Here is a 21,582-nt window from a genome sequence, read left to right as displayed (position 1 = left end):
ACCCAGCCATGACCGAACCTCCGCCGCCGACGGCGGCCCCCGGCAGGGGCGTGCCGCTGCTGCGCGTCGAGGGCCTGGGCACGGAGTTCCGGCTGAAGAGCGGCGACGTCAAAGCCGTCAACGACGTCAGCTTCGACATCTACCCGGGCGACGTCCTCGGCATCGTGGGCGAATCCGGCTCGGGCAAGTCCGTCACCGCGCGATCCATCATGCGGATGGTGCGCCCGCCGGGCGAGATCGTCGGCGGTTCGGTGCGGTTCGACGGCGAGGATCTGCTCGCGCTGCCCGAGAGCGAGATGCGGCGCCGGCGCGGCAGCAAGGTCGCGCTGGTCTTCCAGGACCCGCAGGCCGCGCTCAACCCCGTCATGAAGATCGGCGACCAGATCGTCGAGGCCATGACGGTCCACGGCGTCGACAGGAAGACCGCGCGCTCGCGGGCGGTCCGGCTTCTGGAGCAGGTCGGCATACCCGACGTCCGGACGAAGATCGATCAGTACCCGCACCAGTTCTCCGGTGGCATGCGCCAGCGCGTCGTCATCGCGATCGCCCTGGCCAACGATCCGGCGCTGCTCATCGCCGACGAGCCGACGACGGCTCTCGACGTCACGATCCAGGCCCAGATCCTGCGGCTGCTGGCCAGGCTGCGCACCGAGCTGGGCATCGCCGTCGCGATCATCACGCACGACATGGGTGTGGTCGCCGAGCTCTGTACGGACGTGGTCGTGATGTACAGCGGTCGTACGGTCGAGAAGGGAACCGTCGAACAGGTCTTCGAGCATCCGCGCCACCCCTACACCGCGGCGTTGCTGGAGGCCATGCCCCGCCTGGACGACGAACGGATCGGCCGGCCGCTGCCGGCGATCCCCGGCGCCCCGCCCGATCCCGCCGCGCTCCCGCCCGGCTGCGCGTTCGCGCCCCGCTGCCGGTTCGCCGAGGACAGGTGCGCGCACGAACCGCCGGCGCTGCTGCGGATCGGGGAGTCGGCGCAGACCGCGGCATGCTTCGTGGCCCAGCGCGGCGTCGACGTCTGCGCAGGCAGCACTCCTGGGGCAGCGCGCGCCAAGGACACGGCACCCGTACCGCGGACCGCTCCCACGGCGGCCGAACCCGTTCTGGAGATCCGCGACGTCAGGGTCGACGTCGGATCGCGACGGCGCGGACTGTTCCACCGGGAACCCCCGGTGTACGCCGTCGACTCGGTGAGCCTGACCGTGCACGCGGGCCGCACCCTGGGGCTCGTGGGCGAGAGCGGCTGCGGCAAGTCGACGCTGTCGCGCGGTGTCGTCGGCATCAACCCGATCACCGAGGGGTCGATCGTCGTCGACGGAACCGATGTGAGCGCGATGCGCGCGGAGGACCTCAAACGGGTCCGGTCCTCGGTGCAGTACGTGTTCCAGGACCCCTACGCGTCGCTGAACCCACGGCGCACGATCCGTCAGTCCCTCACCGAGGCGCTGGCGATCCGGGGCATCGCCGGACAGGCACTCGAAGCGGCCGCGTGCTCCCTGATGGAGCAGGTGGGGCTGCGCCCGGAGCATCTCGACCGCTATCCGCACGCGTTCTCGGGGGGACAGCGCCAGCGGATCGGCATCGCGCGGGCGCTGGCCCGCGAACCGCGCACGCTGGTCCTCGACGAGCCGGTCTCGGCGCTGGACATGTCGGTCCAGGCACAGATCATCAACCTGCTGGAGAAGCTGCAGAACGAACTGGGACTCGGTTACCTCTTCATCGCCCACGACTTGTCCGTCGTCCGCCACCTCAGCGGCACGGTCGCCGTCATGTATCTCGGCAGGATCGTCGAGTACGGCGACGTCGCCGATGTCTACGGCAACCCTCAACACCCGTACACCGCCGCGCTGTTGTCGTCCTCGCCGGTACCGAGCGTCGCGGCGCGCCCGCGGGAGGGCATCGTCCTGCGGGGCGATCTGCCGAGCCCGGCGAACCCGCCCTCCGGCTGCCGGTTCCGCACCCGGTGCCCGATCGGCCCGTTGGTGCACTCGGACCGCACGATCTGCGCGGAGAGCGATCCGCGTCTTGCCCTCACCCCCTCCGGCCAGCGGGCCGCCTGCCACTTCCCGGGCGAACTCGCGGGTCACTCCTGAACCACGTCCCGACCTCACCCCGGCTCCGGGCTGCCCTCGCCCCGAAGGCACGCCCCGAAAGGAACTCGTATGCGTATCGCGCTCAACCCCATCCAGTGGATGGCCAGCGACGACGGCTGGATCGACCCGTCCAAGGCACCCGAACGGCAGCGGCTGCTGTCCCTGATCAAGCAGGCCGGCTTCGACTCGGTCATGGCCGAAGTCCCCGCCGACTGGACCGTCGTGCGCTACCGGGCGGTCCTGGACGAGGTCGGCCTGACACCGGCGCCCGGCTACTTCGTGTGCCGTTCGGACGGCCGGGACGGAAACGAGGACGACGTGGTCGCGAGCGCCGCCGCCCTCGCGCGTCAGCACGCCGAACTCGGCATGACCGAGATCGGCCTCGGCCTGGCGATGGGCAAGGACATGCCGCGTGTGGCACACCCGGCACAGGGGTACGACGCGGATCCGTCCCGCGTCGGGGCCGTGACGGCGTTGATCGGGAGGATCGCCGACGTCATGGTCGCCGAGGGCGTCCGGCCCAACCTGCACCCGCACGTCGGCACCTGGATCGAGACCGAGGAGGAGGGCCGCGCCGTGCTCGACGCCCTCCCGGAGTCCCGGCTCGGCTTCCTGCCCGACACCGGGCACCTGGCCTGGGCGGGCTCGGACGTCGGCAAGTTCGTCGCCGACTACGCGGAGCGGATCCCCTTCGTGCATGTGAAGGACTGCCGGCTCGGCGTCGCCGCGCGGGGCCGTGAGAAGGGCTGGGGCTACCAGCAGACCGTCCTGGCCGGCCTCTGGGCCGAGCCCGGCCGCGGCGAACTCGACCTCGGCGGAATCATCGGCAACCTCCCCGGCACGTTCGACGGCTGGCTGATGGTCGAGGTCGACCGCCCGGACATCGCCGACCCCTACGAGAGCGCCGTCACCTCGGCGCGCTGGATGCACGCCAAGTTCCCCGAGGCGGAAACGCCCTGACGACACCCGCGCGCCTCGACGTCTCCCGTGCCGCGCCGACCGCCGGGGTGTGCGCGCCGCCCCCGGCCGGTCGGTGGTCCACCACGGTACGGATCCCGGACGCGGCCGTCCCCGCCCCGACCCGGCCCACAGGTGGATCTGGTCGGCCACCTGCCCGCGGCTCCGGAACCGTTCCCGCACCCTCATTCGGGTACCGCGGCGCGGCCGGGGTCCGGGCGGATCAGCGGTTGCGCAGTACGGCCAGCGTGGCGGCCAGGTCGGTCGCGCGGGGCCGGTTGTGCGGCAGCTTGGCGAGCACGGCCGCCATGCCGCAGGTGTTGGTGACCGCGGAGAGGACGAGGGCGCCCGCGACGCCCGCCGACAGGAGTTGGAAGGCCGGGTGCGCGACGAGACCGAGGCCGAGGCCGACGAGCACGACCGTGCCGGCGGTGAGGCGCACCTGGCGTTCCATGCTCCAGGTGGCACGGGGGAGGTCGCAGACCGCGGGCCGGTGCAGGTCGTGGCCCTCGGCCGCCCAGGCGCCGGTGCCGCCGGCCAGGGTGGCGGCGGGGATGCCGTGCTCGGCCAGCAGCCTGCAGGCGTTCTCGGAGCGCGCGCCCGAGGCGCACACGACGAGGACGTCGCCGTTCTCGGCGGCCTGCCGTATCTCGGGCAGTGCGCGCCGGACGTGGTCCAGGGGGATGTTGAGGGCGCCGGGCAGATGGCCCGAGGCGTACTCGCCCGGGGTCCGTACGTCGATGACGGTCAGCTCGTGCAGCCGGGTGCGGGCCTGCTCGGTCCCGAGGACGGCGGGCGTGAGGGCAGCGGTCATGGCTGGTGGGATCCTTTAGTGTTCGACGGTACTGAGTACCGGGGCGTACAGTACCCCTAGGGGTATATACGGAGGAGTGGTCGTGGAACTGGATCTCGCGGGTGCGGAACTCAAGTCCGTGCTGAACCGGCTGCGCCGGGCTCAGGGCCAGATCGCCGGTGTGATCCGGATGATCGAAGAGGGCCGTGACTGCGAGGAAGTCGTCACACAGCTCGCCGCCGCCTCCCGCGCCCTGGACCGGGCGGGCTTCGCGATCATCGCCACCGGTCTGCAGCAGTGCCTGACCGACACCGAGAAGGCACAGCGCAACGGCGAGACGACGGAACAGATGCGCGCCCGGCTGGAGAAGCTCTTCCTGTCGCTGGCCTGAGGTATCCGGACGTCGGCCGCCCCGCCGGGCACCACCGGGCGGTCGGCGCGCGTCACACGATCACGTCGATCAGCATGAAGGCGGCCACCGCCAGCAGCACCAGGGCGAAGATCCGCTGGAGCGCGCCCCCGGAGACCTTCGCGGCCAGGCGCCTGCCGTCCCACGCGCCGAGGATCGCGGCCCCGGCGAAGGGGGCGACGACGGCCCAGTCCAGCCCGTCGGCCGTACCGGCGCGTGTCACCAGCGCGGCCAACGAGTTGACGGAGATGACCAACAGGCTGGTGCCCACCGCCTCCTTCATCCGCAGTCCGAGCACTCCCACCAGGGCGGGTACGGCCAGGAAGCCGCCGCCGACCCCCAGCACACCGGTGACCGCGCCCAGCCCCGCACCGGCTCCCGCCGCGCGCCCCGGACGTACCCGTCCGGCGGCCGCCGTGTGCCCGGGTCGCAGCATGCGTACCGCGGCCAGCCCGGCGACGGCGGAGAAGGCGCAGGTCAGCGCGGCGTCCGGCAGTCGTCCCGCGAGCGCGCCGCCGAGGACGGCCGGGCCGATCCCGGCCGCCGCGAACAACAGCCCGACGCGCCAGCGGACATGGCCGTCGCGGGCGTGTGCGGACAGGGCGGTGGCCGAGGTGACGGTGACGATGACCAGGCTCGCGGTGGAGGCCGCGACCGGGGTGAAGCCGAGCAGATAGATCAGGGCGGGCACGGCCAGCACACTGCCGCCGCCCCCGAGCGCCCCGAGCGCCAGACCGATGACGGCCCCGGCGACCAGGGCGAGTATCAGAGCACTCACGCGACCGTGCCGTCCTCGCCCCGCGCGTTCACCACGGGCAGCCCGGAGCCTGCCCAGTCCCGCATCCCGCCGATCACGTCGACGGCCTCGGCGCCCCGGGCGGTCAGCAGCTCGGCCGCCTGCCGGGAACGGTTGCCGGAGCGGCAGACGACGACCAACGGCCGCCCCCGGACCTCGGCGGGCAGACCGGCCCCGGCCTCCAACGCCGACAGCGGCAGGTGTACGGCCCGGGGCGCGCGGCCCGCCTCCCACTCGTCCGGTTCCCGGACGTCCAGCAGTACGGCGTCACCGCCTCCCGCGGCGGCGTCATCGCCGCCGGTGCGCGCCACCGCCTGTCGCACCGTGATCCGCCCCGGCTCACCTCGGAACACACTCATCGAAACCCTCCGCCCCTCACGACTCGGCATGGACCGCTGCGACAGCCGTCGCGGTCAGGCGTTCTTGACGGTGAGTCCGGCCTTCTCGGCGTTGTCGTAGGCGTCGTCCACGGCGACGACATCGCGGCCCGCCGCGTCCAGCAGGGAGGCGGCGATGGCGGCACGCATTCCGCCGGCGCAGTGCACCCACACCTCGCCCGGAGGGATCTCGTCGAGCCGGCGGTGCAGGGTGTGCAGGGGGATGCGGACCGAGCCCTCGACGAAGCCACCGGCCTGTTCGGAGGCGCGCCGGACGTCCAGGACGACCACGCCTTCGCTCCCGGGCCGCCGCGCGGCGAGGTCGGCGAAGGTGGCTCGCCGGAAGGACCTCGGCGCCTCGCCCTCGCGCACCCAGCCCGACGGTCCGCCCGTGGCCGCGGCGGCGGGCCGGTCGATGCCGACCCGGACGAGTTCCCGCTGCGCGGCGGCCAGTTGCCCGGCCGATTCCGCGAGCAGGGTCACGGGCTTGCCCCACGGGATCAACCAGGCCAGATAGGTGGCGAGTTGGCCCTCGGCCTCGAAGTTGAACGAGCCCGAGACATGCCCGGCGGCGAAGGCGACACGGTTGCGCAGGTCCGCCACCCACTCCCCCGCGGCCAGCCGGGCGGCGATCTCGTCGGCGTCGGACACGGCGGGCGGGGTGAGGTCGACCGGCGCGGGCCCCGCGGCGTTGGCCGGGCCCATGTGGGTGTAGTACGCGGGGACGTCGTCCAGTCCGGCGAGCAGCTCGGCGACGAAGGTGTCGACGTCCCGGACGAGCGCCTCGTTGCCGGCCTTCTCCTTGCCGATGGTCGTGTCGCCGCCGTCCGACTGGCCGGCGGAACAGAAGCTCCCGAAGCCATGGGTGGGCAACACGGCTGTCTCGTCCGGGAGTTCGGCCGCCAGGCGGTGCGCCGAGGCGTGCTGGGCGCGGGCGAGTCGCTCGGTCAGGCGCGGCTCGACGAGGTCGGGGCGGCCGACCGTGCCGAGGAGCAGCGAACCACCGGTGAACACCGCGACCGCCGCCCCGCTCTCCTCCAGCACATACGCCGTGTGGTGCGGGGTGTGCCCGGGGGTGGCCATCGCCCGCAGGGTCAGCCCGGCGCTGCCTTCGCCGTGCTCGGCGTCGTCGATGGACACGCGGTCCCCGTCATGTACCGGTGTCCGTGCGTACGAGACCCGGGCGTCGGCGGGGACCAGGTAGGTGGCGCCGGTGATCCGTGCCAGCTCCGGTCCGCCGGTGACGTAGTCGTTGTGGAGGTGCGTCTCGACGACGTGGGATATCCGCACCCCGCGCCGCACCGCGGCCGCCAGCACCCGGTCGATGTCGCGCGGCGGATCGACCGCCACCGCGGTGCGCTCACCGCCCGCGAGGTAACTGCGGTTGCCGAGGCCTGCCAACTCGATGACGTCGACGAAGAACACGCCGGTGACTCCCTTCCAGTGGAGAATTACCCCCGGGGGTATGTAATCGACACTAGCACAGGTACCCCCGGGGGTATCCGATCAGGAAGGTGGAGCGCCACCGCTCCGCTATACGAGGCCCTTGAGCATGCCGTGCCAGTACAGGGCCGGCAGGCCGTAGCGCTTGAGCAGCCACATGTCGCGGCGCTCCTTGGCGGTGTCGAGCAGGGGGATGCTGGGGGCGGGCTGCTGGTCGTAGTCGAACTCCGCGAGCAGCATCCTGTCCCGGGCGGTGACCAGCGGGCAGGACGTGTAGCCGTCGTAGCGGCGCGGCTCACCACGCCGCTCACCACTCCGCCCACCCTTCATCTCGGCCAGCAGGTTGGCGACCACCACCGGGGCCTGCTTGCGGACGGCGGCGCCGGTCTTGGAGGTGGGCAGGTTGGCGACGTCACCGAGGGCGAAGACATTGCGGTGGCGCGGGTGTTGAAGGGGGTACCGGTCCACCTCCACATAGCCGTAGGGGCTTGCGGGGTCGGCGAGCGGGCTGCTCTCGACCCAGTCGGGGGCGCTCTGCGGCGGTACGGCGTGCAACAGGTCGAACGCGAGGCTCTCCTCGGTGCCGGCGGCGTGGTCGGCCAGGGTCAGTCGGCGGGCGGCGCCGTCGACGGCGGTCATCTCGGAGTTCAGCCGGACCTCGATGCCGTAGCGGTCGGCGACCCGCTCCAGGGCCCGGCGCCAGACCGGCACCCCGAACATGGAGTCGGCGGGCAGCACGAGGACCACCCGGATCCGGTCAAGGAGTAGTTGCTGGAGACGGCACCGTGCCCGACGGCCGCGTCCAGACCGGGAACCCCGTCCCAGTCGAGTTGCAGACCGGGCGCCATCACCAGGTAGTCGTAGCCGATGGTGCGCTCGGTGGTGGTGACGGTCCGCGCCTGCGGGTCGACGGCGGTGGCGGCCTCGCGGATCCAGCGCACCTTCCCCGGTATCACGGAGGCTTCGGCGCGGCGGGTGATGCCGAGCGGGGCCCGACCGCCGCCGACCAGGGTCCACAGCGGCTGGTACCAGTGCGTGCGAGCCGGTTCGACCACCGCGACGTCGGTGACACCTGCGCGCCGGAACCGGGCGGCGGCCGTGATCCCGGCGGTTCCCCCTCCGACGATCAGCACACGGTGATGGTCCCGGGCGGGACGGGGGACGGAGGACGTGGATGGCATGAAGGACACCTCGCCGTCTGGCGAATATACCCCCGCGGGTATTCCACGACGACAGGACGAAGCGGGCGCCAGGGCCAACGACGGCACCGGAAATTGCCACACAGGCAAGAGGAGTTCCTGCGCCCATGCGCGGGCCGGTGACATGAAGCGCATCTTGCGGACACTGTCCGCAAGTCCCTGTGTTGGCCCTGCCCGGAAGTCCGCACCAACCCACCACGAGGCAGTGACGTGACAACCCATCAGACACAATCGAAGGCCACCGAGCGGGCAGGCACCGGCGGACGCGGCGTGGTGGCCGCACTGCTCCTGGCCGCTTTCGGCGCCGGCCTCGCGCAGACGGTCGTCGTCGCCGCGCTGCCCGCCCTGCAGAGCGACCTGAACACCTCGATCACGGACTGGTAGTAGCGCGCGGCCCAGTGGGCGTCGAAGCCGGCGTCCTCCAGGATGACCGGAATCGCCTCGGTCAGCTTCAGCACGCTGGGGCCGCGGTTGCCTCGTGTGAGGACCAGATCGGTCAGGCCCTGGTAGGCCAGCAGCTGGGAACGCATCGCGTGGGCGAGTGTGCGCAGCCGGTCCTCCCAGGGGCCCTCGTCGGCAGCCGGAACGGGCAGATCCCGGTCGGCGATCGCGTCGGCCACCAGGTCGAGCAGGTCGTCCTTGTCCGAGATATGACGGTAGAGCGCCATCCGCGAGACACCGAGCCGGTCCGCCGGCCGCCGGATGCTGAGGGCTTCCAGCCCTTCGTCACGGGCGATGTCCAGGCCCGCGGCCACAATCTGCTCCCGGTTCAGGGTGCCCCAGGGCAGCGGGGATCGAGCCGGGGAATTCGGCTGCCGGTCCATGCTGGGGAACGTACTGTGCCCCCCCTGGCGGATGCGCCCGGCGGGGCGTTCGCGGTGAGCCCTTCGCCCCACCGTGCCGCACAGAGCGACGAGCGGGCGGTCGGCCGAGCGGGCGGGGCCAATGGCCGTAGGTCGCGCCGCGGCGTCAGGCGGGTCTCGGAGGTCGGATCCATCCCAAAGACCGCTCGACCGCCTGCTGCCAGCACTCGTACTCCCCCTCTCGCCGTACGGGGTCCATGTCCGGAAGCCACTGGGCGGCCCGGTGCCAGTTGCGGCGCAGGACCTCCAGGTCCGGCCAGTAGCCGGCCGCGAGGCCGGCGGCGTAGGCCGCGCCGAGCGAGACCGTCTCGGCGACCATGGGCCGTACCACGGGCACATCGAGCACATCGGCCAGGAACTGCATGAGCAGATTGTCGGAGGTCATGCCTCCGTCCACCTTGAGCTCCCTCAGGGCTAGCGCGGAGTCGGCGTTCATGGCGTCGACGACCTCCCGCGTCTGCCAGCCGGTGGCCTCCAGGACGGCGCGGGCCAGATGGCCCTTGGTGATGTACGAGGTGAGCCCGACGATCACACCGCGGGCGTCGCTGCGCCAGTGCGGAGCGAACAGACCCGAGAACGCGGGGACGATGTAGCAGCCGCCGTTGTCCTCGACGGTGCGCGCCAGGGTCTCGATCTCGGGTGCGCTGCTGATCAGCCCGAGCCGGTCGCGGAACCACTGGACCAGCGAGCCGGTGACCGCGATCGGGCCCTCCAGAGCGTAGGCCGTGGGCTGGTTCGCGATCTTGTACGCGACGGTGGTGAGGAGCCCGTGCCGGGACCGGACGACCTCGGTGCCGGTGTTCATCAGCAGAAAGCTGCCGGTCCCGTAGGTGCACTTCGCCTCGCCGGGCGAGAAGCAGGTCTGTCCGAAGAGGGCCGCCTGCTGGTCGCCGAGGGCGGCCGTGATGCGGACGCCCGGGAGCACCGAACGGTCCTCGCCGTAGATCTCGACGGAGGGCCGGATCTCCGGCAGCATCGCGCACGGCACTCCGAAGAACTCGTTCAGCTCTTCGTCCCAGGTCAGCGTTCTGATATTGGCGAGCATGGTACGGCTGGCGTTGGTGGCGTCGGTGATGTGCAGGCCGCCGTCCGTACCGCCGGTGAGGTTCCAGATCAGCCAGGTCTCCATCGTGCCGAACAGCACCTCACCGTCCTGGGCGCGCTTCTCCAGCCCTCCTACGTGGTCGAACAGCCAGCGGATCCGGGGCGCGGAGAAGTAGGTGGAGGGGGGAAGGCAACAGCGTTCGAGGAAGAACTCGTCCCCGGGGTCCTTGCTCAGCTCCTCGACGAGGGGACCGGTGCGGGTGTCCTGCCAGACGATCGCCCTGCCCAGCGGGACACCGGTCCGCCGGTCCCAGAGCACCGTCGTCTCCCTCTGGTTGGCGATGCCCATGGCGGCGATCTGTCCGGCGTCCACGCCGACGTGGGACAGCGCTTCGGGGACGATGCGCTGCAGATTGCGCCAGATCTCGACGGCGTCGTGCTCGACCCAGCCGGGCCGGGGGAAATGCTGCTGGTGCTCCCGCTGGGCAACCGTCACCAACCGCCCACGGTGGTCGAACAGGATGCATCGCGTAGAGGTCGTGCCCTGGTCGATGGACATCACATACCGTTCAACCATGATCGGGCCTGCCTTCCGATCCATCGTGGAGGTTCTGGGACCTACCAGCGGGCCGCGCCCAGCTCTCTGGAAATCACCCGCGCGGCCTCTCGGAGCAGCGCGACCAGGGCCGGTCGAGGCCGGCCTTTGGCGTCGCAGATCCGCTCGACCGGACCGGACACGCCGATCGCGCCCACCACGAGGCCGCCGTGCCCCCGGATCGGCGCGGCGACACCGGCCTCGCCCATGGTCATCTCCTGCACCTCGGCGCCCCAGCCGAGCTCCCGGATCTCGGCGAGCGCCCGGCTGAGGTCCTCCGGGCGGACCAGGGTGTGCCGGGTGTACGACTCCGGTTCGGACACCAGCAACGGGTCGACCGGCGTGGCCCCGAAGGCCAGCAGGACCTTGCCGAGCGAGGAGGCGTGCAGCGGCAGCAGCGCGCCCACCTCCAGGGTCTGGAGGGTGTCGTCCGGCCGGAAGACATGATGGATCACGAGCACCTGGCCCTCCAGGGGCGTGCCCAGGCGGACGGTCTCCCCACTGCGGGCGGCCAGGGCGTCGGCCCAGTTGATGGAGCGCGACCGCAGCTCGTTGACGTCCAGATAACTGGTGCCGAGGTGCAGCAGCGCCGCTCCGAGCTGATATTTGCCGGTCGCCGTGTCCTGCTCCACGAAGTCCACGTGCTGCAGGGTGCGCAGAATGCCGTGCGCGGTGCCCTTGGCCAGCCTCAGTGACGACGCCACCTCACCGAGGCCGAGCCGACGGGGACCGCCGGCGAGCAGACGCAGGATCGCCGCCGCCCTCTCAATGGACTGGACTGGGCCGGCCATAAGGCGATCCTAGTCCGTTTTCTCCCTATTTCGTGACTGGCGTTCGGTAATGGCGACCGCCATTCATTGACCGCCCTCGTTTCGGTCCTTAGCGTGACACAACGCCCGGCCTCCGGTCGGCGGCGCGGCCTCAAGGAGGAGGGCACATGACAGTAGCGCAGCTCAATGCCGCGCCCGGCGAGGACGTCGAGTACGTCTTTCCGCTCCCACACGCACCCAGGGCTGCCTCGGCGGTACGCCATCGCGCGCACTTGGTCCTCACTGGCTGGAACCTGCCTTCGGACAGCGCCGAAGACGTACTCCTGGTGGTCTCGGAGCTACTCACCAATGCGATCGTCCACGCTCTGCCCCCGGCGAAGCTGCGGCTGTCGCGGGTGCTGGTGGGCGGGCAGGCGGCCGTACGCGTCGAAGTGACCGACACGGGGCCCGCGGCGTCGGCCGGGCTGTCGGCTCCCGCGCTGGATCCGGACGAGCACGGCCGCGGGCTCTGCATCGTCACCGCACTGTCGGCCCGGTGCGGTGTGGCACCGCGCCCCGGCGGGACCAGCCGATGGGCAGAGGTGCTCGTGGCGTGAGATCACGGCCGAGTCGGGATACCGGCCGGGGCCGGATACCGACGGACTCCGGTATCTACCGAGCCCGGTACCGACGGAGCCCGGTCACCGGCTGATTCCGGCCTTGTCGCAGGCGGGCCGGAGGTCCGGGGTGCAGATCTCGTCGATGGTGTACATGCCGCCCTTGACGAGGGTCTTCTCGATGTCGCCGACCATCACCGCGCTCGGAGTGAGCAGAACGGTGGGGATGCGTTCGTTCGTGGGACTGTCGGTCGTCGTCCTGGCAACGCCGCTGAGATCCTCACCGCGCCCCAGGGCAACGGCCATGGCGGCGGCCGCGTCCGCCTCCGCCCGGAAGGGTTTGTACACCGTCATGTACTGCTCGCCCTTGACGATGCGCTGCACGGCGTCGAGGTCGGCGTCCTGGCCGGTGACGGGGGGAAGCTCGCTGACACCGGCGCTCTTGAGAGCGGCGATGGCACCGGCGGCGATGGAGTCGTTGGCCGCCAGGACACCGCCGATGCGTTCCGGGCCCAGAGCCGCCACGGCGGCGGTCATGTTGGCGTGGGCGCTGTCCGTGCTCCAGCGCATGATGTCGTACGACCTGCCGACCTTCACCTTGCCCGCGAGGACGGACAGCGCGCCGCGCTTGTACCAGGTCTCATTGGGGCTGCTCGGGTCGCCGTTCATCACGACGACGTCCCCGCTCTTCGCCCTGTCCTCCATGGCCTTCAGGAGCGCCTCGCCCTGGAGCCTGCCGACCTTCGCACCGTCGAAGCTGACATAGCCCGAGATCGGGCCTTCGGCGAGCCGGTCATAGGCGACGACCGGGACACCCGCCTCGTGTGCCTCCTGGAGCGAGGAGCGGATCGCCTTGGTGTCGACGGCGTCGAGGATCAGGACCCGGGCCCCTTTGGTGATCATGGACGTCACCTGTTGCCGCTGCCGCATCGGGTCGTTCTCGGCGTTGGCGTACTCCACGGCGCAGCGGGGACACAGTTCCTTCAGCCGCTTCTCGATCAGTGGCCTGTCGGACTGCTCCCAGCGGGGGACCGCTCGGCTCGGAAGCAGCAGGCCGATGGTGAAGCTGTCCTTGCCCGTCTCGTCGTCTCCCCCACAGGCGGCCGGCGACATCGTCATGAGTCCCACGACGAGCGCCGCGACGATGTGTCGCGTACGGATTCTCCTCATGGCAAACCCCCTCGTTTCATGGCAAACCCCCTCGTTCCCTTCGGGGTCCCTGGTCCTCGTCCTCGGGAGCCGACTCGGACCGCGGTACGACGATCTCGCTCCACACCTGCTTGCCACCGGCCACCGGCATCGAGCCGAAGGACTCCGACACCGCTTCGACCAGAAGCAGTCCTCGGCCGCCGGTCGCCTCCCAGTCCATGATCACCGGCTTGGCGGGGGCACGCGGGGAGGAGTCGCTCACGCAGATGCCTATCCGGTCTCCGCGCAGGGCCAGATCGAGACGGACCGGGCCCTGGGTGTACAGCAGGGCGTTGGTGACCAGTTCGGACACGACCAGCAACGCCGCGTCGGCCACTTCTTCGACGTTCCACCGACGCAGCGTGCGCGCGGTGAAACGGCGGGCGTGCATGACGGCGTCGGGCAGCCGCCACACCTCCCAGCCGACCCGTATCGGCCGGGTCTTCATGCCGTCGTAGCGCAGCAGCAACAGCGCCACGTCGTCCTCACGACGGTCGACGTCGCCGAGCAGCGCGTCCGCCATCCGCCCGGGATCCACCGGATCAGCCGCGGCGAGCGCGGTGCGTGTCCGCCGCATGCCCTCGTCCAGGGGCAGGTCCGTGGCCTCGACCAGGCCGTCGGTGACCAGGGCCAGCACCGTGCCGGGGGCCAGCGCGACCGCGGTCATCGGGAACTCCGCGTCCGCGAGAATGCCCAGTGGAAGCCCGCCCTCGACCTGTATCTCCTCGGTTCTGCCGTCGGGATGGCGCACCAGCGGAGACAGGTGTCCGGCCCGGACGAACAGCGTGTTGCCCTCCTCCATGTCCAGTTCGACATAGCAGCAGGTGGCAAACAGATCGGTCTCCATACCGACGAGGAGCCGGTTGGCGTGTGAGACGACCACGTCGGGCGGGTGGCCCTCCACCGCGTAGGCCCGCACCGCGGTACGCATCTGGCCCATGATCGTCGCGGCTCCGGCACTGTGCCCCTGCACGTCACCGATGACCAGCGCGACCCGACCCTCGGAGATGGCGATGACGTCGTACCAGTCACCGCCCACCTGCAACCCCCGTCTGGCGGGCAGATAGCGGGCGACCGCCGTCCCCCCGGGCAGCTCGGGGAGGCTCCGGGGCAGCAGACTGCGCTGCAGCATCGTCGCCAGTTCCTGCTTGGCGTCGTGTGCGCGCGCCCGCTTGAGTGCCTGCCCGACGAGCGCCGCGGTGGCGGTCAGCAGGAACCGCTCCTCCGGGGCGAACGTGTGCGGCTGGTCCCAGCCGACCAGACAGACTCCGGCGACCCAGCCCTTGGCGGGAAGCGGCAGGACGGCCAGGCCTCCGGCGCCGATGCCCGCGAGTCCGGGTTCGAGGGCCGTACCGGCGGACCACAGATCCATACGTCCGTCCCGCAGCGCCAGCTGCAGGGTGGGCAGGGCGCTGATCGGTGCGTCGGGCCACTCCGAACGCCACTCGGAACGCCATGCCTTCGGCCAGGCCGCGGGCTGCGGCGGGTCGAGCACGGTGACCACGAGCCGGTCCTCCTGCAACTCGGCGAGCGCCACCCGGTCGGCGCCCAGCGGCTCACGCAACGCGGTGACCACCACCCGGCTGACGTCACGGACCGTTGCGGCGTCGTCGAGCGCGGCGGTCAACCACTGGATCCTGGAAACGTCGTCGGCGCTCTGCCGCAGGACCGTGGTCGCCGTCATCACGCCCAGCACCTGCTCCGGCCGGGCGTCGGTGCTCACCACCACCCGGCAGCTCAGGCTCAGCCAGCGCATTTCACCCGTGGGGCGGCGGACACGGAACTCCAGCTCCCGTCGGCCGAACGCCTGGGTGGACGGCTCCAGGACCGACATCAGCGCGTGCATGTCCTCGGGGAGGGCACGCGCGAGCAGGGTGTCCGCCTTGCCGTCGAAGTCGTCCGGCGTGATGCCGACCAGGTCGAGCAGAGTCTTGTCCGCCTCGATCAGGCCGGTGTCCGGCACCAGGACGAACGAGCCGACCCGCAGACTGCGCAGGGCGGGACCCAGCAGCGACGACGGCGCGGGTCGGCCGGGACCGGCCTGGCTCATGTCCTTGATCGCGTCGGCGTACCGCTCCAGGAAGCGCCGTTGCTCGGCCTCGAAGCCGTCCGCGGAAGCACCCACGAGGACGAGGCAGCCCAGCCGTCCGCCCTCCGTCCCCAGGGGCAGCGCGGCGAGCGACACCTCCGCTCGTGACGACGTCGGCCCACCCTCGGGGTAGGAGGCGAGTGCCGCGGAGTTCAGCCACAGCGGTCGGTCGGTGCGGAAGGCCTGCGCCGCGGGTGAACCACCGGACAGGGGCAGACACTCCGGGAGCTCGTACTCGCAAGCGGCGACTCCGGCCGTTTCCACCAACCGGAGCTCTTCCTTCTCGACAGCGGGCAGATAGACCGCTGCCAGCGCCGCTCCGGCGAACGTCAGGACAGGATCGCTCGCGGCAGCCTCCGGCACCGGAGGCGGTGAACCGGTGTCCGCGGCGTCGGCCTCGGATGTCCGCAGCTCCGAGACTCCGGCCCGGACACCGCCGTCATGAGGCATGTCCGCGACCTACCTCCCGTTCGTGCGGCTGGTGGCGACGGGTTGAGATCGGGCACCCCACATACCAGAATCGCATATATGGATGAACCAGACGATTCGCTCGATTGCCATCAGTGGCGGGCCGGGCCTCCAGTCCTTCCGCGCCGAACCGTGTCGGACCATGACGGACCATGACGCGGTGGTTCGTTCCTGCGTTCGCAGACCACATCGGCCGGTGTCACACTTACGACGTGGTCGTCCTGCCACTGCCGCGGTGGGTTCCAGGCGGATGTCCGGCGCCGGCATCGTGGCCGTCTGTCGGCTGCCGGACTCGTGCCGGCGGTATGCGTGGCCGGGCGAGGAGGCCTGTATGACCATGCGCGATGCGGGAGCCGCCGGTGCCGGGCCGGTCGGGTCGACGGCCCACGTCTTTGGGACGGCCGCCGACGCTCCGCGACCGCAGGAGCCACGCCTGCATGAGCCACGCCCGCAGAAACCGCAGCCTCAGAAGCCACAGCCGCGGCCGCGCGTGAGAGCGGGGACCGGCGTTGGCCGGGATCTCCCTGCCGACCTGGCCACCTGGTGCCGCGCGACCGGCACCGTGGCACCCCGCCAGACGCGGCCCGTACGGCCCGTCCGCCCCGCGCACGAGCAGTCCACGGCCCGCTGCCCACGCGCCGTTTCCCCCGCGCCGCGCAAGAAGCCGAAGGGCAAGGGAGGTCTCTCACATGAAGGCCTGCATCCGGGGCGCGGCATTGGCCATGACCGCGATCTCGACGGCCGTCGCTCTCGCGGCCTGCGGGCAGGGCGTCGGGAACAACTCCGACGGGGGAGACACCTTGAAGATCGGTCTGCTGCTGCCGGACGCCACCACGGCTCGTTGGGAGACACAGGACAGGCCCTTGCTCGAGAAGAGGATCATGCAGCTGTGCGCCAACTGCAAGGTCGAGTACGCCAATGCCAGGAACGATGTGGCCTTCCAGCAGGAACAGATGGACTCGGTGATCACCAAGGGTGTTGACGCCATCCTGCTCGTGGCCGTCGACTCCAAATCGCTCGGGGCCGCGGTCAGGAAGGCCGCCGCGGCACATGTCCCGGTCATCTCGTACGACCGTCTCACGGAGGGCCCGGTCTCGGGTTTTGTCTCCTTCAACAGCGAGGAGGTCGGCAGGCTCCAGGGCAGTGCGCTGCTGAAGGCCATGGGTGACAGGGGGCACCAGCCCGAGATCGTCATGATGAACGGCGATCCCAGCGACCCCAACGCGGTGGCGTACAAGAAGGGTGCACTGTCCGTACTCAAGGGGAGAGTGAAGATCGGCAAGGCGTACGACACCCACCAGTGGAGGACGGAGACCGCGAACACGAACATGTCCGGCGCCATCGCCACCCTCGGTACCGACAACATCGACGGGGTCTACGCGGCCAACGACGGTCTCGCCGCAGGCGTTATCTCCGCGCTGAAAGCCAACAAGGTCCACCCGCTGCCCCCCGTCACCGGGCAGGATGCCGAGCTGGGAGCTTTGCAGCGCATCGTCGGCGGTGATCAGTACATGACCGTCTACAAGCCCTTCAGACCCGAGGCTTCCGCGGCCGCCGCCATGGCCGTGGCCGCGGCTCGCCGTGAGGACCTCGACCGGGTGGCCATGGGCAAGGTGCGGACCAGCGACGGGAAGACGGTTCCGGCCGACATTCTCACCCCCGTGCCCGTGACCGCCGACTCCATCAAGGACACGCTGGTGAAGGACGGCGTGTACACGGTTCGGCAGATCTGCACCCCTCGGCTCGCGGCCGCGTGTGACAAGGCCGGACTTACCTGACAGGACAAGGCCGGACTCACCTGACAGGTCGGCTCCAGCCAGGTCCGGGTCCGGGGAAGGAGGTGGTTTCCTTGCCGGCTCCCCCTTTGCTGGCGCTGCACGGCGTGTGCAAGCGCTTCGGCGTCCTCGACGTCCTGACGGAGATCGAGCTGGAGATCTACGCCGGCCAGGTCGTCGCTCTTCTGGGCGACAACGGGGCCGGGAAGTCCACTCTGGTCAAAGTGATCTCCGGTGTCGCCCCGGCGGACAAGGGCGCCATCGAGTGGAAGGGCCGGACGGTCTCCATCAGGCGCCCCCACGACGCCCGGGACCTCGGTATCGCCACCGTCTACCAGGACCTCGCGCTGTGCGGGAACCTCGACGTCGTCGGCAATCTGTTCCTCGGACGGGAACTCAGCAGATTCGGGTTCCTCGACGAGGTGGAGATGGAGCGCCGCACCAGACAGTTGTTGGAACGCCTCACCAAAGGTGTCCCCGATCTGCGTGCTCCCGTCGCCTCACTGTCCAGCGGCCAGCGGCAGGCGGTCGCCATCGCCCGCTCGCTCCTCGGCGACCCGCGGGTCCTCCTCCTGGACGAACCGACAGCGGCTCTGGGCTTCGAGCAGACCATCGGGGTCCTCGACCTCGTCGACCATCTGCGCGACCGCGGCCTGGGAGTACTGCTCATCAGCCACAACATGGGCGATGTCAAAGCTCTCGCGGACCGGGCCGCCGTGCTGCGGCTGGGTCGTAACAACGGCTTCTTCGACGTGAACACCACGTCTCAGGAACAGATCGTCGCCTCCATCACCGGCGCCACGGAGAACGCGCCCCGCCGGACGGCCCCCCAGGAGGCGGGGTGGTGAAAGAGGTGCGCAACATGGCGGACAACACGCGGGTCGATCCCAGCGCCCCCGAGGCCGAGGGCCAACAGCCGCGCCACGGGCGGGCCCTCGCCCTCGCCGTGGAGCGCTGGGGTGCCGTCTTCCGGCGCAAGCTGAGCACCGGCGGACTGGGCTCACTCCCCGTCGTGCTGGTCCTCGCCACGGTCTGGATCACCTTCCAGTCCCTCAACGAGAACTTCCTCTCCCCCCGGAACCTGTCCAATCTCAGCGTGGACATCGTGGGCACGGGCCTGATCGCGGTCGGCATGGTCTTCGTGCTGCTGCTCGGTGAGCTCGACCTGTCGGTCGGTTCGATCAGTGGTCTCGCGGCGGCCGTCTTCGCCGTTCTGAACGTGAACAACGGCGTACCCGAATGGCTTGCCGTCATCGTCGCGGTGCTCTTGGGCACCCTGGTGGGAACTCTCCAGGGCTTCTCCTTCGCCAAGACCCGGGTACCCGCGTTCGTCGTCACCCTCGCGGGGCTGCTCACCTGGAACGGCCTCATGCTCTACGTCCTCGGGACCAGCGGCACCGTCAACCTCGACGAGAACGGGCTTGTCGCCAAGCTGACCAGCTACTACTTCACCAACGACGGCGCCGCCTACGGCCTGGCGGCGGTCGGCGCGGGCGCGGTCTTCCTCGTGTCGTACCAGGACAGGCGGCGCCGCAAGGCCGTCGGCATACCGCATCGCTCGCTCCGGGGAATCGTGCTGCGCACGGGAGTGATCGCGGTGATCGCGTTCGCCGCCGCGTACATGCTCAACCGTTTCCAGGGGCTGCCGCTCGCGCTCCTGATCCTCCTCGTGGTGGTGGCCGGCCTCGACGTCGTCCTCCGTCGCACCCGCTACGGGCGGCAGGTCTACGCACTCGGTGGCGGCGTCGAGGCAGCCCGTCGCGCCAGCCTCAGTGTGACGGGGGTGCGGACCGTGGTGCTCGCGGTCTCGGGCACCATGGCCGCCATCGGCGGCCTGTTCCTGGCCTCGCGCATCACCTCGGTGAGTCAGACTTCAGGCTCGGGCGTCCTGCTGCTCAACGTCATCGCGGCGGCCGTCATCGGTGGCACCAGCCTGTTCGGCGGACGCGGCACCACCTGGTCCGCGGTGCTCGGCATGCTGATCATCCAGTCGATCGCCTCGGGCATGGCGATCACCGACACCCCCGCCGCGGTCCAGTTCGTCATCACGGGCGGGGTGCTCTTCGCCGCGGTGGTCATCGACTCACTGTCACGACACTCGCAGGAGGCACATGGGCGGGCCTGACACGTCTGTCTCGGCGGCACCGACAAGGGCCCACGCGGCGGAAGCACTCCCGCGGCGCAGCCCGCCCGATCGCACGAGCCTTGGCGCCTCAGCCGTCGGAGGCGAGGCGGTCCAGCCACTCGCTCAGCAAGTACCGCTCCGCGCTGCTGAGAGTCGTCTGTTCGGGCAGCGCGGCGCGCAGGGCGCGGGCGGCGCCGGCCGGGCCCGCGTCCTGCACGGCCGGCTCCTGGTTGGTCACCGCGGCGACCATGGACTCCCGCAACGCGGCCAACAGGGCCGGATCGCGCCGGTCTTCGGGCAGGGACAACCAGGTGAGCACCGCACCACGCGCCGTGGCGTGGATGAGCATGGCCGCAAGCTCCTCGTCGACGCGCAGCCAGCCGCCGGCGGCGAGGCGGCGGATACGGCCCATCAAGATCTCCATGCCGGCCTTGAAGGCATCCGACGTGACTCTCCGGGGCTCGCTGTACATCAGCCTGTACAGGGCGGGATGGGTCAGACCGAACTCGACCGCCAGGTCCCAGCCCGCCTTCAGGTCCTCGATGGGATCTTGCGGGTCGGGGTCGACGTGCTTGGCCGCGAGAAACGTGGCGTAGCCATGCTCGGCCACCGCTTCGAGCAGCCCGTTCTTGTCGCCGAACAGTCGATAGATGACCGGTGCCTGCATGCCTGCCGCAACCGCGACCGCGCGGGTGGTGACGGCGTCGCGGCCCTCACGCTCCAGCAGGTCGGCGGCGGCATCGATGACGCGTTGCCGGGTCTGCTCACGACCGCTGACTGCGGTGTCCGGGTCCGACGCGGGGTCGGGGTCGACGGCGGCAGCGCTGTCCTTCGCGGGTGATCGTGGCGGCATATATCAACGATACCGCACACACGCTTCCGTCGTTATTATCAATGATACGGTGATTCTGATTCCACTGGAAATGCCACCGGAACCAGACCCCTGGAGCGCAGCATGATCATCGTGACCGGAGCCACCGGACAGCTCGGACGCCAGATCGTCGAGCGGCTGCTGACCCGCGTACCGGCGGACCAGGTCGGCGTCAGCGTCCGCGACCCACAGAGGGCGCACGCCTTCGCCGACCGGGGGGTACGGGTGCGGCGGGGCAGCTTCACCGACGCCGACAGCCTCGCCCACGCCTTCGAGGGCGCCTCCCAGGTGCTGATCCATCTCTGTCGACAAGATGGGCGAAGAGGCCGTACGGCAGCACCGTGCCGCGATCGACGGGGCCGCCAAGGCCGGCGCCCGCCGCATCCTCTACACCAGCCACATGGGGGCCGACGCCTCATCCCGTTTCCAGCCCTGCCGCGACCACGCCGCCACCGAGGAGGCGCTGCGCGCCTCCGGCGTGCCGTTCACCTCGCTGCGCAACGGCTTCTACGCCGCCAGCGCCATGCAGTTCCTCGGTCACGCCCTGCGGTCCGGCCAGGTCGACCTCCCCGCGGACGGACCGGTCGGTTGGACCGCCCACGCCGACCTCGCCGACGCGACCGCCGCCGTCCTGGCCGACGAGGGCCGCATCGACGGCCCCACGCCGCCGCTGACCGCGGCACAGGCGCTGACCTTCGACGACATCGCCCGCATCGCCACCGACGTCACCGGCCGCACCATCACGAGGACCGTCGCGGCCGACGACGAGTTCCGGCAGCAGTTGGTGGGGCGCGGCGTCCCCGCCGAGGCAGCGGACCAGTTGCTCGGCATCTTCGCGGCCGCCCGCGCCGGCGAATTCGCCGCGGTCGACTCGACACTGGCCACCTTGATCGGTCGGGAACCCATCGCCTTGAGCACGCTCCTGCGCGAGCAACTGTCCGACGACGGGCACTGACGGACTCCCTGTCCACCTGACGACGGGCAACGGTCGTTGACAGGTTTCGCGTCTTCGTGGTTCGTGGCGCTCCGGTGAGGGGCGCGGCGGGCGCCGTGTCCCTCACCGGTCGAGCAGGACGGGGGGACCGGGCAGAGGAGCGCTTTTGCCGCCATGTGCCATGTGCA

Annotated in this window: 17 protein-coding genes and 2 pseudogenes; 8 read left to right on the top strand and 11 right to left on the bottom strand. The window is 70.7% G+C overall.

From position 1 onward, the window contains the following. Positions 1-8 precede the first annotated feature (8 nt). Together RV986_RS47685 and RV986_RS47680 are read left to right on the top strand one after the other, a co-directional pair. Positions 9-2,102 (top strand): ABC transporter ATP-binding protein, encoded by a 2,094-nt coding sequence (locus RV986_RS47685; RefSeq protein WP_475923329.1) that lies wholly within the window; start codon positions 9-11, stop codon positions 2,100-2,102. A 69-nt stretch (positions 2,103-2,171) separates the two neighbouring features. Continuing rightward, positions 2,172-3,062: a sugar phosphate isomerase/epimerase family protein gene (locus tag RV986_RS47680; RefSeq protein WP_475923328.1), complete on the top strand. Its 891-nt coding sequence runs from the start codon at positions 2,172-2,174 to the stop codon at positions 3,060-3,062. 220 nt (positions 3,063-3,282) lie between these two features. On the opposite strand, the gene RV986_RS47675 is transcribed toward RV986_RS47680, so the two are convergent. Continuing rightward, on the bottom strand, positions 3,283-3,873 hold the full coding sequence (locus RV986_RS47675) for a rhodanese-like domain-containing protein (RefSeq protein WP_475923327.1): 591 nt from the start codon (positions 3,871-3,873) through the stop codon (positions 3,283-3,285). 82 nt (positions 3,874-3,955) lie between these two features. On the opposite strand from RV986_RS47675, the gene RV986_RS47670 reads away from it, so the two are divergent. Then, on the top strand, positions 3,956-4,243 hold the full coding sequence (locus tag RV986_RS47670) for a metal-sensitive transcriptional regulator (RefSeq protein WP_475923326.1): 288 nt from the start codon (positions 3,956-3,958) through the stop codon (positions 4,241-4,243). Positions 4,244-4,295: 52 nt separating this feature from the next. On the opposite strand, the gene RV986_RS47665 is transcribed toward RV986_RS47670, so the two are convergent. The 7 genes and pseudogenes from RV986_RS47665 to RV986_RS47635 form a co-directional block, all read right to left on the bottom strand. Next, positions 4,296-5,039 (bottom strand): sulfite exporter TauE/SafE family protein, encoded by a 744-nt coding sequence (locus RV986_RS47665; protein ID WP_475923325.1) that lies wholly within the window; start codon positions 5,037-5,039, stop codon positions 4,296-4,298. Beyond that, a complete protein-coding gene (locus RV986_RS47660; protein WP_475923324.1) occupies positions 5,036-5,416 on the bottom strand; it encodes a rhodanese-like domain-containing protein in 381 nt (126 codons plus the stop codon). Before RV986_RS47660 ends, RV986_RS47665 begins: the two co-directional genes overlap by 4 nt. 54 nt (positions 5,417-5,470) lie before the next feature. After that, positions 5,471-6,859 (bottom strand): MBL fold metallo-hydrolase, encoded by a 1,389-nt coding sequence (locus RV986_RS47655; protein WP_475923323.1) that lies wholly within the window; start codon positions 6,857-6,859, stop codon positions 5,471-5,473. A gap of 108 nt (positions 6,860-6,967) precedes the next feature. Then, positions 6,968-8,058 (bottom strand): annotated as a pseudogene (locus RV986_RS47650) (NAD(P)/FAD-dependent oxidoreductase). A 239-nt stretch (positions 8,059-8,297) separates the two neighbouring features. Continuing rightward, positions 8,298-8,900 carry a TetR/AcrR family transcriptional regulator gene (locus RV986_RS47645; RefSeq protein ID WP_475923322.1) on the bottom strand — a complete coding sequence of 201 codons (603 nt, stop codon included), beginning with the start codon at positions 8,898-8,900 and terminating at the stop codon, positions 8,298-8,300. A 145-nt stretch (positions 8,901-9,045) separates the two neighbouring features. Then, entirely contained in the window at positions 9,046-10,560 is a 1,515-nt protein-coding gene (gene glpK, locus RV986_RS47640) for a glycerol kinase GlpK (protein ID WP_475923321.1), read from the bottom strand. A 41-nt stretch (positions 10,561-10,601) separates the two neighbouring features. Then, the gene (locus RV986_RS47635) at positions 10,602-11,369 is read right to left on the bottom strand and encodes an IclR family transcriptional regulator (protein ID WP_475923320.1); all 768 of its coding nucleotides are present in this window, start codon (positions 11,367-11,369) and stop codon (positions 10,602-10,604) included. Positions 11,370-11,515: 146 nt separating this feature from the next. On the opposite strand from RV986_RS47635, the gene RV986_RS47630 reads away from it, so the two are divergent. After that, the gene (locus tag RV986_RS47630; protein ID WP_475923319.1) at positions 11,516-11,944 is read left to right on the top strand and encodes an ATP-binding protein; all 429 of its coding nucleotides are present in this window, start codon (positions 11,516-11,518) and stop codon (positions 11,942-11,944) included. 84 nt (positions 11,945-12,028) lie between these two features. On the opposite strand, the gene RV986_RS47625 is transcribed toward RV986_RS47630, so the two are convergent. Together RV986_RS47625 and RV986_RS47620 are read right to left on the bottom strand one after the other, a co-directional pair. After that, a complete protein-coding gene (locus RV986_RS47625; RefSeq protein WP_475923318.1) occupies positions 12,029-13,114 on the bottom strand; it encodes a substrate-binding domain-containing protein in 1,086 nt (361 codons plus the stop codon). Between the two features lie 16 nt (positions 13,115-13,130). Continuing rightward, positions 13,131-15,671, bottom strand: a complete 2,541-nt coding sequence (locus RV986_RS47620; RefSeq protein ID WP_475923317.1) for a SpoIIE family protein phosphatase — start codon at positions 15,669-15,671, stop codon at positions 13,131-13,133. Between the two features lie 707 nt (positions 15,672-16,378). Here RV986_RS47620 and RV986_RS47615 point away from each other — a divergent pair. From RV986_RS47615 to RV986_RS47605, 3 genes are all read left to right on the top strand, one after another. Beyond that, positions 16,379-17,467: a substrate-binding domain-containing protein gene (locus tag RV986_RS47615; protein WP_475923316.1), complete on the top strand. Its 1,089-nt coding sequence runs from the start codon at positions 16,379-16,381 to the stop codon at positions 17,465-17,467. Positions 17,468-17,538: 71 nt separating this feature from the next. Then, on the top strand, positions 17,539-18,312 hold the full coding sequence (locus tag RV986_RS47610; RefSeq protein WP_475923315.1) for an ATP-binding cassette domain-containing protein: 774 nt from the start codon (positions 17,539-17,541) through the stop codon (positions 18,310-18,312). Positions 18,313-18,326: 14 nt separating this feature from the next. Beyond that, positions 18,327-19,589: a sugar ABC transporter permease gene (locus RV986_RS47605; RefSeq protein WP_475923314.1), complete on the top strand. Its 1,263-nt coding sequence runs from the start codon at positions 18,327-18,329 to the stop codon at positions 19,587-19,589. A gap of 88 nt (positions 19,590-19,677) precedes the next feature. Here RV986_RS47605 and RV986_RS47600 read toward each other — a convergent pair whose 3' ends face one another. Beyond that, entirely contained in the window at positions 19,678-20,442 is a 765-nt protein-coding gene (locus tag RV986_RS47600) for a TetR/AcrR family transcriptional regulator (RefSeq protein ID WP_475923313.1), read from the bottom strand. A gap of 102 nt (positions 20,443-20,544) precedes the next feature. On the opposite strand from RV986_RS47600, the pseudogene RV986_RS47595 reads away from it, so the two are divergent. Next, positions 20,545-21,415: pseudogene (locus RV986_RS47595) on the top strand (SDR family oxidoreductase). Positions 21,416-21,582: the final 167 nt, after the last annotated feature.

Source organism: Streptomyces sp. RLA012, assembly GCF_056270325.1.
Note: the sequence above shows the minus strand (reverse complement) of the source record. Positions and strands in the feature narration are given on the sequence as shown.

What these genes read in the sequence shown, in the direction of transcription:
- RV986_RS47675 (WP_475923327.1), bottom strand. Translation starts at nt 3,873, where the DNA reads ATGACCGCTGCCCTCACGCCCGCCGTCCTCGGGACCGAGCAGGCCCGC.
- RV986_RS47645 (WP_475923322.1), bottom strand. Translation starts at nt 8,900, where the DNA reads ATGGACCGGCAGCCGAATTCCCCGGCTCGATCCCCGCTGCCCTGGGGC.
- RV986_RS47600 (WP_475923313.1), bottom strand. Translation starts at nt 20,442, where the DNA reads ATGCCGCCACGATCACCCGCGAAGGACAGCGCTGCCGCCGTCGACCCC.
- RV986_RS47630 (WP_475923319.1), top strand. Translation starts at nt 11,516, where the DNA reads ATGACAGTAGCGCAGCTCAATGCCGCGCCCGGCGAGGACGTCGAGTAC.
- RV986_RS47685 (WP_475923329.1), top strand. Translation starts at nt 9, where the DNA reads ATGACCGAACCTCCGCCGCCGACGGCGGCCCCCGGCAGGGGCGTGCCG.
- glpK (WP_475923321.1), bottom strand. Translation starts at nt 10,560, where the DNA reads ATGGTTGAACGGTATGTGATGTCCATCGACCAGGGCACGACCTCTACG.
- RV986_RS47620 (WP_475923317.1), bottom strand. Translation starts at nt 15,671, where the DNA reads ATGCCTCATGACGGCGGTGTCCGGGCCGGAGTCTCGGAGCTGCGGACA.
- RV986_RS47660 (WP_475923324.1), bottom strand. Translation starts at nt 5,416, where the DNA reads ATGAGTGTGTTCCGAGGTGAGCCGGGGCGGATCACGGTGCGACAGGCG.
- RV986_RS47680 (WP_475923328.1), top strand. Translation starts at nt 2,172, where the DNA reads ATGCGTATCGCGCTCAACCCCATCCAGTGGATGGCCAGCGACGACGGC.
- RV986_RS47615 (WP_475923316.1), top strand. Translation starts at nt 16,379, where the DNA reads ATGAAGGCCTGCATCCGGGGCGCGGCATTGGCCATGACCGCGATCTCG.
- RV986_RS47605 (WP_475923314.1), top strand. Translation starts at nt 18,327, where the DNA reads ATGGCGGACAACACGCGGGTCGATCCCAGCGCCCCCGAGGCCGAGGGC.
- RV986_RS47625 (WP_475923318.1), bottom strand. Translation starts at nt 13,114, where the DNA reads ATGAGGAGAATCCGTACGCGACACATCGTCGCGGCGCTCGTCGTGGGA.
- RV986_RS47635 (WP_475923320.1), bottom strand. Translation starts at nt 11,369, where the DNA reads ATGGCCGGCCCAGTCCAGTCCATTGAGAGGGCGGCGGCGATCCTGCGT.